The sequence below is a fragment of the Enterobacter sp. PL_is514 genome (assembly GCF_055816715.1).
Genome location: NZ_JBVPGN010000036.1, coordinates 560271 through 576577, shown reverse-complemented (window position 1 = coordinate 576577; position 16307 = coordinate 560271). Strand labels below are relative to the sequence as shown.

General features: G+C 59.7%; 18 protein-coding genes. 12 read left to right on the top strand and 6 right to left on the bottom strand.

The genetic code is table 11. The features are described from left to right. The first annotated feature begins 237 nt into the window (after window positions 1–237). Entirely contained in the window at window positions 238–4200 is a 3963-nt protein-coding gene (gene putA / locus AC0TNG_RS23050) for a trifunctional transcriptional regulator/proline dehydrogenase/L-glutamate gamma-semialdehyde dehydrogenase (RefSeq protein WP_473713137.1), read from the top strand. A gap of 101 nt (window positions 4201–4301) precedes the next feature. Then, entirely contained in the window at window positions 4302–4697 is a 396-nt protein-coding gene (locus AC0TNG_RS23045; RefSeq protein WP_267216721.1) for a lysozyme inhibitor LprI family protein, read from the top strand. On the opposite strand, the gene rutR is transcribed toward AC0TNG_RS23045, so the two are convergent. Continuing rightward, window positions 4694–5332: an HTH-type transcriptional regulator RutR gene (gene rutR / locus AC0TNG_RS23040; RefSeq protein WP_025912986.1), complete on the bottom strand. Its 639-nt coding sequence runs from the start codon at window positions 5330–5332 to the stop codon at window positions 4694–4696. The two genes, AC0TNG_RS23045 and rutR, sit on opposite strands and share 4 nt — an antisense overlap. Window positions 5333–5577: 245 nt before the next feature. Here rutR and rutA point away from each other — a divergent pair, with 245 nt between their 5' ends. Genes rutA through rutG form a run of 7 tightly spaced genes read left to right on the top strand, consistent with a single transcriptional unit; the run spans window position 5578 to window position 11012 of the window. Continuing rightward, window positions 5578–6669: a pyrimidine utilization protein A gene (gene rutA, locus AC0TNG_RS23035; RefSeq protein ID WP_023617762.1), complete on the top strand. Its 1092-nt coding sequence runs from the start codon at window positions 5578–5580 to the stop codon at window positions 6667–6669. Further along, window positions 6669–7358: a pyrimidine utilization protein B gene (rutB, locus tag AC0TNG_RS23030; RefSeq protein WP_048989847.1), complete on the top strand. Its 690-nt coding sequence runs from the start codon at window positions 6669–6671 to the stop codon at window positions 7356–7358. The genes rutA and rutB overlap by 1 nt, the downstream gene beginning before the upstream one ends. 11 nt (window positions 7359–7369) lie before the next feature. Then, window positions 7370–7756 carry a pyrimidine utilization protein C gene (gene rutC / locus AC0TNG_RS23025; RefSeq protein WP_008499822.1) on the top strand — a complete coding sequence of 129 codons (387 nt, stop codon included), beginning with the start codon at window positions 7370–7372 and terminating at the stop codon, window positions 7754–7756. Between the two features lie 7 nt (window positions 7757–7763). Continuing rightward, window positions 7764–8564, top strand: coding sequence for a pyrimidine utilization protein D (gene rutD, locus AC0TNG_RS23020; protein WP_473713136.1), 801 nt, complete (start codon window positions 7764–7766; stop codon window positions 8562–8564). A gap of 9 nt (window positions 8565–8573) precedes the next feature. Beyond that, entirely contained in the window at window positions 8574–9164 is a 591-nt protein-coding gene (locus tag AC0TNG_RS23015; protein WP_048989850.1) for a malonic semialdehyde reductase, read from the top strand. Between the two features lie 9 nt (window positions 9165–9173). Continuing rightward, window positions 9174–9668, top strand: coding sequence for an NADH-dependent FMN reductase RutF (gene rutF, locus AC0TNG_RS23010; RefSeq protein ID WP_023327078.1), 495 nt, complete (start codon window positions 9174–9176; stop codon window positions 9666–9668). A gap of 21 nt (window positions 9669–9689) precedes the next feature. Further along, window positions 9690–11012: a pyrimidine utilization transport protein G gene (rutG, locus tag AC0TNG_RS23005; RefSeq protein ID WP_473713135.1), complete on the top strand. Its 1323-nt coding sequence runs from the start codon at window positions 9690–9692 to the stop codon at window positions 11010–11012. 73 nt (window positions 11013–11085) lie between these two features. Here rutG and AC0TNG_RS23000 read toward each other — a convergent pair whose 3' ends face one another. From AC0TNG_RS23000 to AC0TNG_RS22985, 4 genes are all read right to left on the bottom strand, one after another. Next, window positions 11086–11607 (bottom strand): GNAT family N-acetyltransferase, encoded by a 522-nt coding sequence (locus AC0TNG_RS23000; RefSeq protein WP_024909632.1) that lies wholly within the window; start codon window positions 11605–11607, stop codon window positions 11086–11088. A 6-nt stretch (window positions 11608–11613) separates the two neighbouring features. Then, window positions 11614–11883 (bottom strand): type II toxin-antitoxin system TacA family antitoxin, encoded by a 270-nt coding sequence (locus AC0TNG_RS22995; RefSeq protein WP_008499829.1) that lies wholly within the window; start codon window positions 11881–11883, stop codon window positions 11614–11616. Window positions 11884–11944: 61 nt separating this feature from the next. Next, complete coding sequence (locus tag AC0TNG_RS22990) at window positions 11945–12862, bottom strand: DMT family transporter (protein WP_024909631.1); 918 nt, start codon at window positions 12860–12862, stop codon at window positions 11945–11947. A gap of 117 nt (window positions 12863–12979) precedes the next feature. Continuing rightward, window positions 12980–13153, bottom strand: coding sequence for a con-10 family general stress protein (locus AC0TNG_RS22985; RefSeq protein ID WP_024909630.1), 174 nt, complete (start codon window positions 13151–13153; stop codon window positions 12980–12982). Between the two features lie 391 nt (window positions 13154–13544). Between AC0TNG_RS22985 and wrbA the strand changes: the two genes are divergently transcribed. Then, window positions 13545–14141 carry an NAD(P)H:quinone oxidoreductase gene (wrbA, locus tag AC0TNG_RS22980; RefSeq protein ID WP_024909629.1) on the top strand — a complete coding sequence of 199 codons (597 nt, stop codon included), beginning with the start codon at window positions 13545–13547 and terminating at the stop codon, window positions 14139–14141. Window positions 14142–14161: 20 nt separating this feature from the next. Continuing rightward, entirely contained in the window at window positions 14162–14389 is a 228-nt protein-coding gene (locus AC0TNG_RS22975) for a YccJ family protein (RefSeq protein WP_008499832.1), read from the top strand. Between the two features lie 35 nt (window positions 14390–14424). Here AC0TNG_RS22975 and agp read toward each other — a convergent pair whose 3' ends face one another. Continuing rightward, the gene (agp, locus tag AC0TNG_RS22970; RefSeq protein ID WP_473713134.1) at window positions 14425–15666 is read right to left on the bottom strand and encodes a bifunctional glucose-1-phosphatase/inositol phosphatase; all 1242 of its coding nucleotides are present in this window, start codon (window positions 15664–15666) and stop codon (window positions 14425–14427) included. 152 nt (window positions 15667–15818) lie between these two features. Between agp and AC0TNG_RS22965 the strand changes: the two genes are divergently transcribed. Beyond that, the gene (locus AC0TNG_RS22965; protein ID WP_047650821.1) at window positions 15819–16262 is read left to right on the top strand and encodes a winged helix-turn-helix transcriptional regulator; all 444 of its coding nucleotides are present in this window, start codon (window positions 15819–15821) and stop codon (window positions 16260–16262) included. Window positions 16263–16307 lie beyond the last annotated feature (45 nt).

Here is a 16307-nt window from a genome sequence, read left to right as displayed (position 1 = left end):
AGGTTGCACTCGCTCACGCTTTTACGGGTTGCACCTTTTAAAAGTGTTAACTCCCGCATAAAAACAGGCTTCCCGGGACAAAGGCAGCACGTTTTTTCAGCTAACCATCCGTTAACAATTCATTCATTTCCGGGGTTGCAAACCAGGTCACATTTAACACGGTTGCACAAAGTTGCAACATGGTGGATATTTCACGCTAACGACCAAACACGATGAAAGCACAACAGGAGCTTTGGCATGGGTATGACCACCATGGGGGTTAAGCTGGATGACGCAACCCGCGAACGGATTAAGACCGCAGCAACCCGCATTGACCGCACGCCGCACTGGTTAATTAAGCAGGCGATTTTTAACTATCTCGAAAGACTCGAGAGCGACGAGGGGCTGCCGGAGCTGCCTGCCCTGCTGGCCGGTGCAGCGAACGAAAGCGAGGAAGCACCAGCCGCTGGCGACGAGAGCCATCAGCCGTTCCTCGAATTCGCCGAGCAGATCCTGCCGCAGTCCGTCAGCCGTGCCGCCATCACCGGCGCGTACCGTCGCGCCGAAACCGACGCCGTACCGATGCTGCTGGAGCAGGCTCGCCTGCCGGAAGCCGTTGCCGCCCAGGCGCACAGCCTGGCGTACCAGCTGGCTGACAAACTGCGTAACCAGAAGACCGCCACCGGCCGCGCCGGGATGGTTCAGGGTCTGCTGCAGGAATTTTCCCTCTCCTCACAGGAAGGCGTGGCGCTGATGTGCCTGGCAGAAGCGCTGCTGCGTATTCCGGATAAAGCCACCCGCGACGCGCTGATCCGCGACAAGATCAGCAACGGTAACTGGCATTCGCACATTGGCCGCAGCCCGTCGCTGTTCGTCAACGCCGCGACCTGGGGTCTGCTGTTTACCGGCAAGCTGGTCTCGACCCATAACGAAGCCAACCTGTCACGCTCCCTGAACCGCATCATCGGCAAGAGCGGCGAGCCGCTGATCCGCAAAGGTGTGGACATGGCGATGCGTCTGATGGGCGAGCAGTTCGTCACCGGGGAAACCATTGCCGAAGCGCTGGCGAACGCCCGCAAGCTGGAAGATAAAGGTTTCCGCTACTCGTACGACATGCTCGGCGAAGCGGCGCTGACCGCCGCCGACGCGCAGGCCTATATGGTCTCTTACCAGCAGGCGATCCACGCCATCGGTAAAGCGTCCAACGGTCGCGGTATTTATGAAGGCCCGGGCATCTCGATTAAGCTCTCCGCCCTGCACCCGCGCTACAGCCGCGCGCAGTACGACCGGGTGATGGAAGAGCTCTACCCGCGCCTGAAGTCCCTGACCCTGCTGGCGCGCCAGTATGACATCGGCATCAACATCGACGCCGAAGAGGCCGACCGTCTGGAGATCTCCCTCGACCTGCTGGAAAAACTGTGCTTCGAGCCGGAGCTGGCGGGCTGGAACGGCATCGGTTTCGTTATCCAGGCCTACCAGAAGCGCTGCCCGTTCGTCATTGATTACCTGATTGACCTGGCCAGCCGCAGCCGCCGTCGCCTGATGATCCGTCTGGTGAAAGGCGCCTACTGGGACAGCGAAATCAAACGCGCCCAGATGGAAGGGCTGGAAGGCTATCCGGTCTATACCCGCAAGGTCTACACCGACGTCTCTTACCTCGCCTGCGCGAAAAAGCTGCTCGGCGTGCCGAACCTGATCTATCCGCAGTTCGCCACCCACAACGCCCACACCCTGGCGGCAATCTACAGCCTGGCCGGGCAGAACTACTACCCGGGCCAGTACGAATTCCAGTGCCTGCACGGCATGGGTGAACCGCTGTATGAGCAGGTGACCGGTAAAGTGGCGGACGGCAAGCTGAACCGCCCGTGCCGTATCTATGCTCCGGTGGGTACTCACGAAACCCTGCTCGCATACCTGGTGCGTCGCCTGCTGGAAAACGGCGCGAACACCTCCTTCGTTAACCGCATCGCTGACACCACCCTGCCGCTGGACGAGCTGGTGGCCGACCCGGTGCAGGCCGTAGAGAAGATGGCGGCGCAGGAAGGCCAGATTGGCCTGCCGCATCCGAAGATTGCCCTGCCGCGCGAGCTGTACGGCAAGGGTCGCGTTAACTCGGCGGGCCTGGATCTCGCCAACGAACACCGTCTGGCATCCCTCTCCTCTGCCCTGCTCAACAGCGCATTGCAGAAGTGGCAGGCCAAACCGATGCTGGAGCAGCCCGCTGCTGACGGCGACATGCAGCCTGTTATCAACCCGGCAGAGCCAAAAGATATCGTCGGCTACGTGCGTGAAGCCACCGATGCGGAAGTGGATCAGGCGCTGGACAGCGCGGTGAATAACGCCCCTATCTGGTTCGCCACGCCGCCACAGGAGCGTGCCGCCATTCTGGAGCGCGCGGCGGTGCTGATGGAAGATCAGATGCAGTCGCTCATCGGTATTCTGGTGCGCGAAGCGGGTAAAACCTTCAGCAACGCTATCGCCGAAGTGCGCGAGGCGGTCGACTTCCTGCACTACTACGCCGGTCAGGTGCGCGATGATTTCGACAACGAAACCCACCGTCCGCTCGGTCCGGTCGTCTGTATCAGCCCGTGGAACTTCCCGCTGGCGATCTTCACCGGCCAGATTGCCGCCGCGCTTGCCGCAGGCAACAGCGTGCTGGCAAAACCGGCAGAGCAGACTCCGCTGATTGCCGCGCAGGGCATCAACATTCTTCTCGAAGCCGGCGTGCCGGCGGGCGTGGTCCAGCTGCTGCCGGGCCGCGGTGAAACCGTGGGCGCCAAACTGACCTCTGATAACCGCGTGCGCGGCGTGATGTTTACCGGTTCGACCGAAGTGGCCTCGCTGCTGCAGCGCAACATTGCCACTCGTCTGGATGCGCAGGGGCGTCCTACTCCGCTCATCGCGGAAACCGGCGGCATGAACGCCATGATCGTTGACTCCTCCGCCCTCACCGAGCAGGTGGTGGTTGACGTGCTGGCCTCCGCCTTCGACAGCGCAGGTCAGCGCTGCTCCGCCCTGCGCGTGCTGTGCCTGCAGGACGACGTGGCGGACCACACGCTGAAGATGCTGCGCGGCGCGATGGCCGAATGCCGCATGGGCAACCCGGGCCGTCTCACCACCGACATCGGGCCGGTGATCGACGCGGAAGCCAAAGCCAACATCGAAAACCACATTCAGACCATGCGCGCGAAAGGCCGTCCGGTGTTCCAGGCGGTGCGTGAAAACAGCGAAGATACCCGCGAGTGGCGGACCGGCACCTTTGTGCCGCCTACGCTTATCGAGCTGGCGAGCTTCGACGAGCTGAAAAAAGAGGTCTTCGGTCCGGTACTGCACGTGGTGCGCTACAACCGTAACAACCTCAACGAGCTGGTTGAGCAGATCAACGCCTCCGGGTATGGCCTGACGCTTGGCGTACATACCCGTATCGACGAGACCATCGCGCAGGTAACCGGCAGCGCCAAAGTGGGCAACCTGTACGTTAACCGCAACATGGTTGGCGCGGTCGTGGGCGTGCAGCCGTTCGGCGGTGAAGGCCTCTCCGGCACCGGCCCGAAAGCGGGTGGTCCGCTCTACCTGTATCGTCTGCTGGCGAACCGTCCGGAGAACGCGCTGGGCGTCACCCTGGCACGTCAGGATGCGGAGTATCCGGTGGATGCGCAGCTGAAAACCGTGCTGACGCAGCCGCTGGAGGCCCTGATCGCCTGGGCGGAGAAACGTCCTGAACTGCGTGCCGTTGCGCAGCAGTACGGCGAGCTGGCACAGGCCGGTACGCAGCGTCTGCTGCCGGGGCCGACCGGCGAGCGCAACACCTGGACGCTCATGCCGCGCGAGCGCGTACTGTGCGTGGCCGATAACGAGCAGGACGCGCTGGTGCAGCTGGCTGCCGCGATGGCAACCGGGTGTGAAGTGCTGTGGCCGGACGATGCGCTACATCGCGATCTCGCCAAACAGCTGCCGAAAGCGGTCTCGGCCCGCATTCACTTCGCGAAAGCCGATGCGCTGCTGACGCAGCCGTTTGATGCGGTGATTTATCACGGTGATTCCGACCAGCTGCGCGAACTCTGCGAGCAGGTGGCAGCCCGCAGCGGGGCAATTGTTTCGGTGCAGGGCTTCGCGCGCGGGGAAACCAACCTGCTGCTGGAACGCCTGTATGTAGAACGCTCTCTCAGCGTCAATACCGCGGCGGCAGGCGGTAACGCCAGCCTGATGACCATCGGTTAATCGTGTAAACTTTCCCCGGTGACGCTACGCTTACCGGGGCTACAAAACAACCGTAGGCCGGATAAGCGCAGCGCATCCGGCTTTTTTACACGGAGGGGATGATGAAAAGAGTATTTCTCGCAGGCGCAGCGCTGCTGCTGAGCGCCAGCGCGCTGGCCGACGAGTGCGACAAAGCGACCACCCAGCTTGAGCTGAATACCTGTAGCGCGCAGCAGTACCAGGCTGCCGATAAAAAGCTCAACCAGACCTATCAGGCCGCCATCAAGCGTGCGGCTGCCCCCCAGCGCGATCTGCTGAAAAAAGCGCAGCAGGCGTGGATTGCCCTGCGCGACGCGGACTGTGCGTTTATCGGTTCGGGGACGGAAGGCGGGAGCGTCCAGCCAATGATTGTTAACCAGTGCCTGGCGGAAAAAACCGTGGAGCGCGAAGCGTTTCTGGCCTCGCTGATGCAGTGCGAAGAGGGCGACTTAAGCTGCCCTCTCCCACCGGGGAACTAACGCAGGCGGATCCCTTCGATAATCATCCGCTGCACGTTTTCCAGGGTGCTGTGGAAAAACGCTTCGTCCTGGAGCGTTTTTCCAGTCACCGCCTCGACCTGGGCCGCAAAGTCAGCGTAATGCTGGGTGGAGGCCCAAATCATAAAGATCAGATGATGCGGATCGACCGGAGCCAGTTTTCCGCTGGCCACCCATCCGGCGATAATGGCCGACTTATCGTCCACCAGCTGTTTTAAATCTCCGGTTAATTCCGCCTGCAACAGCGGCGCCCCCTGCAGCATCTCAAGACAAAACAGCCGTGAAGCCTGCGGGTAATCGCGTGACACCTCCAGCTTCAGGCGAATGTACTCCCTGATCGCCACCAGCGGGGCCAGCTCTTCGCGGAACGCTTTCAGCGGCGCCAGCCAGATATCGAGGATCTGCTGCATCACCGCGACATAGAGCGCCTCTTTCGACGGGTAGTAGTAGAGCAGATTGGTTTTGGATACCCCGGACTGCTCCGCCACCTGCTCCAGGCGCGTGCCGTGAATACCAAACTGCGAAAAGGTCTCCAGCGCCGCGCTGAGGATCGCCTGTTTCTTAGCGCTCACCGCCTGCGAACGTTTACCTGGTGTTTTCACTGCGCCTTGTGTCATTCCCGCTCTCCTTATTCTGCGTTGCCCTCAGCATAGCAAAACCCCCGTCTCGCCACGACATCCTGCACTCCGATCGCGCATGAATGCCTGTTTTCTGTGCAATGTTTTTGACCAGTTAGTCCACATTTAATCGAATCAAACCACCAACTTCTGATTAACACATTAATAACAAAGCCATTTTCAAAACTGGCACTGCCTTTGCAAAAACACCGTTACACCTGCGACGTAATGAAGAGAGGTTCGTGATGAAAATTGGCGTATTTGTACCCATCGGCAACAACGGCTGGCTTATCTCGACCACTGCACCGCAATACATGCCGACCTTTGAGCTGAATAAAGCCATCGTGCAGAAAGCGGAGCACTACCATTTCGACTTTGCGCTTTCGATGATCAAGCTGCGCGGCTTCGGCGGCAAAACCGAATTCTGGGACCACAACCTGGAGTCCTTCACCCTGATGGCCGGGCTGGCCGCGGTCACCTCGCGGATCCAGATCTACGCCACCGCTGCCACCCTCACCCTGCCCCCGGCGATCGTGGCGCGCATGGCCTCCACCATCGACTCCATCTCCGGCGGGCGCTTTGGCGTCAACCTGGTCACGGGCTGGCAAAAACCGGAGTACGAGCAGATGGGGCTCTGGCCGGGGGACGATTACTTCTCGCGTCGCTACGACTACCTGACCGAGTACGTGCAGGTCCTGCGCGATCTGTGGGGTACCGGCAAAAGCGATTTCAAGGGTGACTTCTTCACCATGAACGACTGCCGCGTCAGCCCGCAGCCGTCGGTGCCGATGAAGGTGATTTGCGCAGGGCAGAGCGACGCGGGAATGGAATTCTCGGCGAAATACGCCGACTTTAACTTCTGCTTCGGTAAAGGTGTGAACACGCCTGCCGCCTTCGCCCCGACCGCCGCGCGCATGAAAGAAGCCGCCGACAAAACCGGGCGCGACGTGGGCTCCTACGTGCTGTTTATGGTGATTGCCGACGAAACCGACGACGCGGCGCGCGCGAAATGGGAGCGCTATAAGGACGGCGCCGACGAGGAAGCCCTGAGCTGGCTCACCGAGCAGAGCCAGAAGGATACCCGCTCCGGCGCGGACACCAACGTTCGTCAGATGGCCGACCCGACCTCCGCCGTCAATATCAACATGGGCACCCTGGTCGGCTCGTACGCCAGCGTTGCCAGAATGCTCGATGAAGTGGCGGCCGTTCCCGGGGCGGAAGGCGTCCTGCTGACCTTCGATGACTTCCTCACCGGCGTGGAAACCTTCGGCGAGCGCATCCAGCCGCTGATGCAGTGCCGAGCCCACATCCCTGCCGTCACGAAGGAGGTGGCGTAATGACAACCCTTAACGCACGTCCGGAAGCCATCACCTTTGCGCCGCAGCAGAGCGCGCTGATCGTGGTGGATATGCAAAACGCCTACGCCAGCCAGGGCGGTTATCTGGATCTGGCGGGGTTCGACGTCTCCGCCACCCGGCCGGTGATTGAGAACATTAAAACCGCCGTCGCCGCCGCGCGCGCCGCGGGGATGCTCATTATCTGGTTCCAGAACGGCTGGGACGACCAGTACGTTGAGGCCGGCGGCCCCGGCTCGCCCAACTTCCACAAGTCGAACGCCCTGAAAACCATGCGTAAACGGCCCGAGCTGCAGGGCAAACTGCTGGCGAAGGGCGGCTGGGATTATCAGCTGGTGGATGAGCTGGTCCCGCAGGCGGGTGATATCGTCCTGCCGAAACCGCGCTACAGCGGCTTTTTCAACACGCCGCTCGACAGTCTGCTGCGCAGCCGGGGCATTCGCCACCTGGTCTTCACCGGCATTGCCACCAACGTCTGCGTGGAGTCGACCCTGCGCGACGGCTTTTTCCTCGAGTATTTCGGCGTGGTGCTGGAAGACGCGACCCATCAGGCCGGGCCGGAATTTGCCCAGAAGGCGGCCCTGTTCAATATCGAAACCTTTTTTGGCTGGGTCAGCAGCGTCGCCGAGTTTTGCGATGCCCTGAATCCCCCGCTCGCCCGTATCGCCTGAGGAGACACACGATGCCGAAATCCGTAATCATCCCGCCGGGCACCAGCACGCCCATCGCCCCGTTTGTCCCCGGCACCCTTGCCGACGGCGTGGTGTATGTCTCCGGCACGCTGCCGTTTGATAAAGACAACAACGTGGTGTTTATCAACGACCCAAAGGCGCAAACCCGCCACGTGCTGGAGACGATCAAAACCGTGATCGAAACGGCGGGTGGCACGATGGAGGATGTGACCTTCAACAGCATCTTTATCACCGACTGGAAAAACTACGCCGCGATTAATGAAATCTACGCGGAGTTCTTCCCCGGCGATAAGCCGGCCCGGTTCTGCATTCAGTGCGGGCTGGTGAAGCCGGACGCGCTGGTTGAAATCGCCACCGTTGCGCACATCGCGAAGTGAGGCAGCCATGAAACTCTCCGTCTCACCGCCCCCGTATGAGGGGGCGCCCGTGGTGGTCCTTATAGCCGGTCTCGGCGGCAGCGGCAGCTACTGGCTGCCCCAGCTGGCCGCGCTGGAACCGGAGTATCAGGTGGTGTGCTATGACCAGCGCGGAACGGGCAATAACCCCGACGCCCTGCCGGAAGGCTACAGCCTGGCACAGATGGCGGACGAACTGGCCCAGGCGCTGTCTGAGGCCGGGATCGCGCGCTACAGCATCGTCGGCCACGCGCTGGGGGCGCTGGTCGGCCTGCAGCTGGCCCTCGACAGGCCCGACGCCCTCACCGCGCTGGTGTGCGTCAACGGCTGGCTGACCCTCAACGCCCACACCAGTCGCTGCTTTCAGATCCGCGAGCGCCTGCTGCATTACGGTGGCCCGCAGGCGTGGGTTGAGGCGCAGCCGCTGTTTCTCTACCCGGCAGACTGGATGGCCGCTCGCGCCCCCCGTCTCGAGGCCGAAGAGGCACTGGCGCTGGCCCACTTTCAGGGAAAAACCAACCTGCTGCACCGGCTTAGCGCCCTGAAAAAGGCCGACTTTAGCCGCCACGCCGCACGCATCCGCTGCCCGGTACAGATCATCTGTTCCGCCGACGACATGCTGGTGCCCTCTGTCTGCTCGTCTGAGCTGCAGGCAGCGATCCCGCACAGCCACAGCGCGGTGATGCGCCAGGGCGGACATGCCTGCAACGTCACCGAGCCGGACACCTTTAACACCCTGCTGCTGAACGGGCTGGCCAGCCTGCTGCACAGTCATGAACACGCTTTATAAGGAGCTGTAATGAGCGAAGCCATTAATCCCACCGCGCTGGAAACGCTGTTCACCGGCGCCCGCACCCATAACGGCTGGCAGGATATTGCCGTCAGCGACGAGACGCTGCGCGAAATCTACGACCTGATGAAATGGGGGCCAACCTCCGCCAACTGCTCCCCGGCGCGCATTGTGTTTGTGCGAAGCGCGGAGGGAAAAGAGAAGCTGCGCCCGGCGCTCTCCAGCGGCAACCTGGAGAAAACGCTCACCGCCCCGGTCACGGCGATTGTGGCCTGGGACAGTGAATTCTACGAGCGCCTGCCTGAACTGTTCCCGCACGGCGATGCCAGAAGCTGGTTTACCGCAAGCCCCGCGCTGGCGGAAGAGACGGCTTTTCGCAACAGCTCGCTGCAGGCCGGCTACCTGATTTTCGCCTGTCGCGCGCTGGGGCTGGACACCGGCCCGATGTCGGGCTTTGACCGACAAAAGGTCGACGAGGCCTTTTTCACCGGCACGACGCTTAAAAGCAATCTGCTGATCAACATTGGCTACGGCGACCCGGGCAAACTTTACGGCCGCCTGCCGCGCCTGACCTTCGACGATGCCTGCGGGCTGGCGTAAGGAGCGATGATGACGACACCGGATAAACAAACCTTTCGCGACGCCATGGCCTGCGTCGGCGCGGCGGTGAATATCATCACCACCGACGGTCCCGCGGGGATGGCAGGCTTCACCGCCAGCGCGGTGTGCAGCGTCACGGATTCCCCGCCCACCCTGCTGGTGTGCCTGAACCGCGGCGCGTCCGTCTGGCCGACGTTCAGCGAAAACCGCACGCTGTGCGTGAATACCCTGAGCGCCGGGCAGGAGCCGCTCTCAAACCTGTTTGGCGGCAAAACGCCGATGGAAGAACGCTTCGCCGCCGCCCGCTGGCAGACGGGCGACACCGGCTGCCCGCGCCTGGAGGATGCGCTGGCCTCGTTTGACTGCCGCATCAGCCAGGTGGTGAGCGTCGGTACCCATGACATTCTGTTTTGCGACATTGTTTCGATTATTCGCCACCCCGCGCCGCAAGGGCTGGTGTGGTTTGACCGCGGCTACCACGCGCTTATGCGCCCCGCCTGTTAACCCGCTCTAAGGAGACAGACCATGTTCGGATTTCCCCACTGGCAGTTGAAATCGACCTCCACAGAAGCAGGCGTGGTCGCGCCGGATGAACGCCTCCCGCTCGGGCAGACGATCGTGATGGGCGTCCAGCACGCGGTTGCGATGTTTGGCGCTACGGTGCTGATGCCGATGCTGATGGGGCTCGATCCCAACCTCTCTATTCTGATGTCGGGTATCGGCACCCTGCTGTTCTTTTTTGTCACCGGCGGGCGCGTGCCCAGCTATCTGGGATCCAGCGCCGCCTTTGTCGGCGTGGTTATTGCCACCACCGGGTTTAACGGCCAGGGGATCAACCCCAACCTGAGCGTGGCCCTCGGCGGCATCATCGCCTGCGGTCTGGTGTATACCCTGATTGGTCTGGTGGTGATGAAGATCGGCACGCGCTGGATCGAGCGCATGATGCCCCCGGTCGTAACGGGCGCCGTGGTGATGGCGATTGGCCTGAACCTCGCCCCGATTGCGGTCAGGAGCGTCTCCGCCTCACCGTTTGAAAGCTGGATGGCGGTGATCACCGTGCTGTGTATCGGCCTGGTGGCGGTGTTCACGCGAGGCATGATCCAGCGGCTGCTGATTCTGGTCGGGCTGATTGTTGCCTGTCTGGTGTATGCCCTGCTGGCGAACGTTTTTGGTCTCGGCAAGCCGGTTGATTTTACCCTGCTGCATCAGGCCGCCTGGTTCGGCCTGCCGAAAGTGACCTCGCCCACCTTTAACGCTCAGGCGATGATGCTTATCGCCCCGGTGGCGGTGATCCTGGTGGCAGAGAACTTAGGTCACCTGAAGGCGGTCGCGGGAATGACCGGGCGCAGCATGGATCCATACATGGGCCGCGCGTTCGTCGGCGACGGGCTGGCAACCATGCTCTCCGGTTCCGTGGGCGGCAGCGGCGTCACCACCTATGCCGAAAACATCGGGGTAATGGCGGTGACCAAAGTCTACTCGACGCTGGTCTTCGTGGCGGCGGCGGTGATGGCGATGCTGCTCGGCTTCTCACCGAAGTTCGGCGCGCTGATCCACACCATTCCGTCACCGGTTATCGGCGGGGCCTCAATCGTGGTGTTTGGGCTGATCGCCGTGGCCGGGGCGCGCATCTGGGTGCAGCATCGGGTCGATCTCAGCCAGAACGGCAACCTGATTATGGTGGCCGTTACGCTGGTGCTGGGCGCGGGCGATTTTGCCCTGACGCTGGGCGGGTTTACGATCGGCGGGATTGGTACGGCGACCTTCGGCGCGATCCTGCTTAACGCCCTGCTGAGCCGCCGGATGGCTGCTGCGCCGCAGGGCGAGGTGGTGCGTCAGGATTCGTGAAATCTCAATGTCGGGTGACGGCTATGCCTTACCCGACCTTTACGTTCCGTAAGAACACCCTAATGTCAGGAAATCACGCCTGCTCAAACAGTCGTTCGATAGATTTTGTAGGAAAGAAAAGAGAATGGCTGTTTTCACCCGTCAGCGGAATAAAACCCTGCTTCAGATAAAATCGTTTTGCCCGGTCATTGAGTGCATCAACAAATATTCCGTGTACGCCCACCGCCTGCGATGCCAGATAGACAACCCGCATGGCATGCGTGACGAGCGTCGTTCCCCACTCCTGTCCCTGCAGGTCTTTATGTATCGCCAGACGTCCCAGCGTTACGCTCGGTACGTTGCTATAAGGGATCCGACGCTGCTGAGTCTTAGAAGGCAGCATCGCTTTTTCAAAACAGCTCCCAGACAACGTGTAATAGCCCAGGACTCGCGGACGATCGCGCTCTTTAAGCAGATAGCCTCGTAAAATACGCCCATTGTGCTGACGCACCAGATGTTCTGTGAGGAAGACATTTAGCGAGGGTTCACCACAATCGAAATCCCTGAAATCATAATCTTTTCCCTCTGAAAACATTTCGACCGTGAGATTGTCCACGACGCTTCACTCCATGTTTCGAAGACGTTTTGCCGCTCGCTTCAGGCGTTCATTTGGCTCTGGCGGATTGTCGATGGCATCCATCACCGCATTCCATGATGCTTCGTTTAAGACGAGACGCCGATGCTGTTCGATGACCTCCGCAGCGCGCTCTGACGCACTGTTCACCATAAACTGGGTGATCGTTTGGTTCGTCATCGCCGCCGCTTCTTCAATCATTGTTTTGTCTTCGTCCGTTAAGCGAAGATCGATACGCTGTTTTTTAAGTGCTGGCATGATTTACTTCATCGTGTACGGTAATTATCCGTACACATCGTAGATAAACCCGTCTATTTTTTCAATCTAAACCTTCTTCAGCTGTCATATCGCTCACCTGGCTCCGACGTTTTCTGAGCTTCAACTCGCTCACCAACACCCCGGCGACAATAAATGCCGCCCCCACCAGGGCCAGCAGCGGCAGACGTTCCCCGGCCAGTCGCCCGAAAATGCCCGCCCAGACCGGTTCACCGGTATAAATCACCGTCGCGCGGGTTGGCGATACGCTGCGCTGCGCCCAGTTCATGGTGACCTGGATAATGGCGCTGAAGATACCCAGCCCCAGTGCGACCACCACCAGACCGGTGGACATCGGCGGTATGGACTCGCCTGCCGGAACCATCGTCGCAAACGCCACCAGCGAGGCCGTGGCGAGCTGCACCACCGTCACCCGCTTGACGTCCACCTTGCCCGCCCAGGCGCTGATCAGGATAATTTCCGCCGCAATCGCAACCGCCCCGACGAGGGTGATGATCTCGCCCGGCCCCAGCGCCAGGAGGTTGTTTTCCGGCCCGGCCAGCAAAATCAGACCGATAAACGCCAGCACGATGCCAATACAGGACATCAGACCGGGCAGCCGCCCCAGGCACAGCCACTGCAATAGCGGCACCAGCGGCACATACATCGCGGTGATAAACGCGGATTTGCTGCTGGAGATGGTCTGCAATCCCCACGTCTGCAGGCTGTAGCCCATCGCTATCGCGACACCAATGGCCACGCCGGCCTTCAGCTCTTTGAGCGTCAGACCCCGCAGCGTGTTAAGCGAAATCAGCCCTACGGCAAGCGCCGCCGTCGCAAAGCGCAGGCCAACGAAGAAGAACGGATCGCTGAGGGTCACCGCGTACTGAACGGCCAGAAACGTCCCGCCCCAGAACATGGTGATGAGAATGAGGATGGCTTCCTGCGGTTTTACGGAGAATTTAAAGCGTGAAACAGACATGCGGCACCAGCAAGTGAGAACAATTCTGTAGTGTGCGTTGCCTTTGGTTACAGTTCAATGTTGCAGAAATAAAAAAACCGCCGGGAGATCCCGGCGGCAGGGGTTCAACCCGGCGTGTTACTTACTGCTGCTGCCGTGGCTGTTTTTACCCCCTTTCTTGCCAGCTTCAGATGCGCGTTGCGGGTCATTCTTGAAGTTACCCCCGCTATGCTGGCCACCTTTACGGCCTGCTTCTGATGCTCTTTCACGGTCTTCTGCGAAATTACCTGAACCACCACGATGGTTTGCCATCTCTAACCTCCAGAATGTGAAACATTAGACATCATATTGCATTCAGTAAAAGAGGATTCTTTCACCTCGCAACACAAGGGCAGAGCCTTTATCTGTGCCGCGTGAAACTAAGCTTAGTGGAATGCCGCTATCCGGCAAGCCGCAGGTAATATTCTGCAACATGAACTCAGCCTTTCGGGTGAGATGACGCGACGGGGATGCATAAACCTTTCTTATCATTTTAAAAATCCGCACCGGGAAAGTTGTATCATTTTGCTACAAAGTCATTTTTCTACGCATGTTGTTATAAATCAAATAAATGGCGTTCATTTTTGCAGTCTGGCTGTGATGGCATATCTTTAAAAGAACGCAGCGATCCGCTGTCAGAAAAACCAACGAGGAGTGATGCAAAATGGCGAAAGTTCTGGTGCTCTATTATTCCATGTATGGACACATTGAAACCATGGCTCACGCGGTAGCAGAAGGTGCAAACAGGGTTGATGGCGTTGAGGTTGTGGTCAAACGCGTACCGGAAACCATGCAGGCGGAAGCCTTCCTGAAAGCCGGGGGTAAAACACAAAACGCCCCGGTCGCCACCCCGCAGGAGCTGGCGGATTATGATGCCATTATCTTCGGCACCCCGACCCGCTTCGGCAATATGTCGGGCCAGATGCGCACCTTCCTCGATCAAACCGGCGGACTTTGGGCATCCGGGGCGCTTTACGGCAAACTCGCGAGTGTATTCAGCTCTACCGGGACCGGCGGCGGCCAGGAGCAGACGATTACCTCAACCTGGACTACCCTTGCTCATCACGGGATGGTGATTGTGCCGATTGGCTACGGCGCACAGGAGCTGTTTGACGTTTCCCAGGTGCGCGGCGGTACGCCGTACGGCGCAACCACCATTGCCGGTGGGGATGGCTCACGTCAGCCAAGCAATGAAGAACTGTCTATCGCCCGCTATCAGGGTGAATATGTCGCGGGTCTGGCCAAAAAACTGAACGGCTAACACCCAACAGGAGGACAAGCATGCCAACTCAAGAATCCAAAGCTCACCACGTGGGCGAATGGGCAAGTTTACGCAACACCTCTCCGGAGATTGCCGAAGCTATCTTTGAAGTCGCGAAGTACGATGAAAAGCTGGCCGAGCAAATTTGGGAGGAAGGTAACGATGAGGTGCTGGTGCGCGCCTTCGAAAAAACGGACAAAGACTCGCTCTTCTGGGGCGAGCAAACCATCGAACGTAAAAACGTCTAAGCGTTTCCCCCCGCCATCACGCGGGGGGTTCTCCTTTACTTCGCCGCGTTATTCATCACCGCATTGAATTTATCGACAGGACAGAAGCCGTTCGCATCCACCGGGCAGCCCTTCAGCTCCAGCGTCACGCGCTGCGCCGGAGACTGCAGCGACAGCACGCTGGCGTTACGCAGCTGCTCTGAGCTCTGGTAGACATACTCAATTTTCATCAGCTCCTGGTTGGCATTTTGGTCGTGCCAGCGCTGGAAGACAATTTTGCCGCCAATCGGGGTGCGCTCCTGCTGGTCGTGCAGCTGATAGGGTTTGAAATCCAGGGCGGTGAGCAGGGAAGCAATGTTCGAATCATGCCCCACCAGCAGGGTGATTTTCGGCGCTTTCGCCTGGTCGGTGACCAGGGTTTTATCGATATATTTCACCAGCGGCTTCGCCACGTTTTGTGCCACCTCGGTGGAGGTAAACAGCGAATCCTGATAGCCGTTCTTCAGCTTCGACAGCACGCGCCACTGTTGGTCGGTCTTGATTTCGCCCCAGGCCACCTGGTCGGCCGGGAAGCCTTCGTAATACTGCAGCGTGAACGCATCCACCAGCGAGTTGCCCACCTTCAGCGGCCCGGATACGCCAGGCTCTTTTTCATAGTCGGCGCTGAAGGTATCTTTCGCATCCGCCAGCGAGCAGACTTTTTTCTCCTTACACGACGGCGAATCGGCGTAGTTTGTCATCTGCTCCAGCAGCTTGTAGCTGTCTGCGAGCTGCATTTTCTGCCGCTCGGCCTCCATCGCCTTCAGCGCTTTTTCGCGGAATTCAGGTGAGTTGTCGGTAATCACCGGATTGAAGGTCGGATCCATGGTGCCCATTTTTTCCTGATGGTGCACAGGAACGTCGCAGCCCGGGAACGCGCCGGTAATGAAGAACTGTGCGGTCGCGACGGTACGCTGCAGGCTGTTGGCATAAGCGTAAACGCTATCCGCCGCTGGACATTCTCCCGTCTTCACCATCCCCTGCTGCGCCAGCCACTCGCGCATGTAGTGGCCCATATACACTTCCAGCACGCCGCCTTTAGTGGTGAGCTGGCCGCCCGGCACCTCCCACTCCGGCCACTGCTTCGGCGTGGACTGCTCCAGCACGCTGCCGTTGTTGGCGAGCGGCGCGCGCAGGTTATGGCGACTCATGATTAAAACTTGCTCCAGCTGATACCCTTCCGGCGTCTCTTGCGCCTGCACGCCAAACGTTGCTGAAATGGAACCGGCGACTGCCAGCGCGAGTAGTGCTTTTCTCATCCCTAATTCCTCACTCGTTTTAAAATGTCGCGTTCAGTGTGACAGGTTCGTCACAATTTTCCGGGAAGCATTTCTCAAACTGATGATTAACGTGCTTACGGTGTGTGCCAATTAGTTTTATAATAAAACCATACCCTACCGGAGAATTGATCGTGAAACGTACCCGCCTTGAAGAGAGCACCTGCCCCGTCGCCCGTTCGCTGGATATCATCGGCGACTGGTGGTCGCTGCTGATTGTTCGCGACGCGCTGCGCGGGATTAAACGCTTCGGCGAGTTTCAGAAAAGCCTCGGTATCGCGAAAAACATGCTGACCACGCGGCTGAAGCTGCTGGTTGATGAAGGCATCCTCCGGCTTCAACCCGCATCCGACGGCAGCGCCTGGCAGGAATACGTCCTGACCGAAAAGGGGCGCGCCCTGCAAACCGTGCTGGTTGCCCTGTCCCAGTGGGGGAATGAATTTTTGTTTGCTGAAAACGAATGCGGCACCGTGCTGGTCGATGCCGAACAGCGCAAACCCCTGCGCAAACTGGCGCTTATCGCCGACGACGGACGCGAACTGACGCCTGAAGAGATCGTGGCTAAACTCCCCTCCTGACCGTCCCAACGGCAAAAGCACAAAATGATCGCTAATATGGTTGCA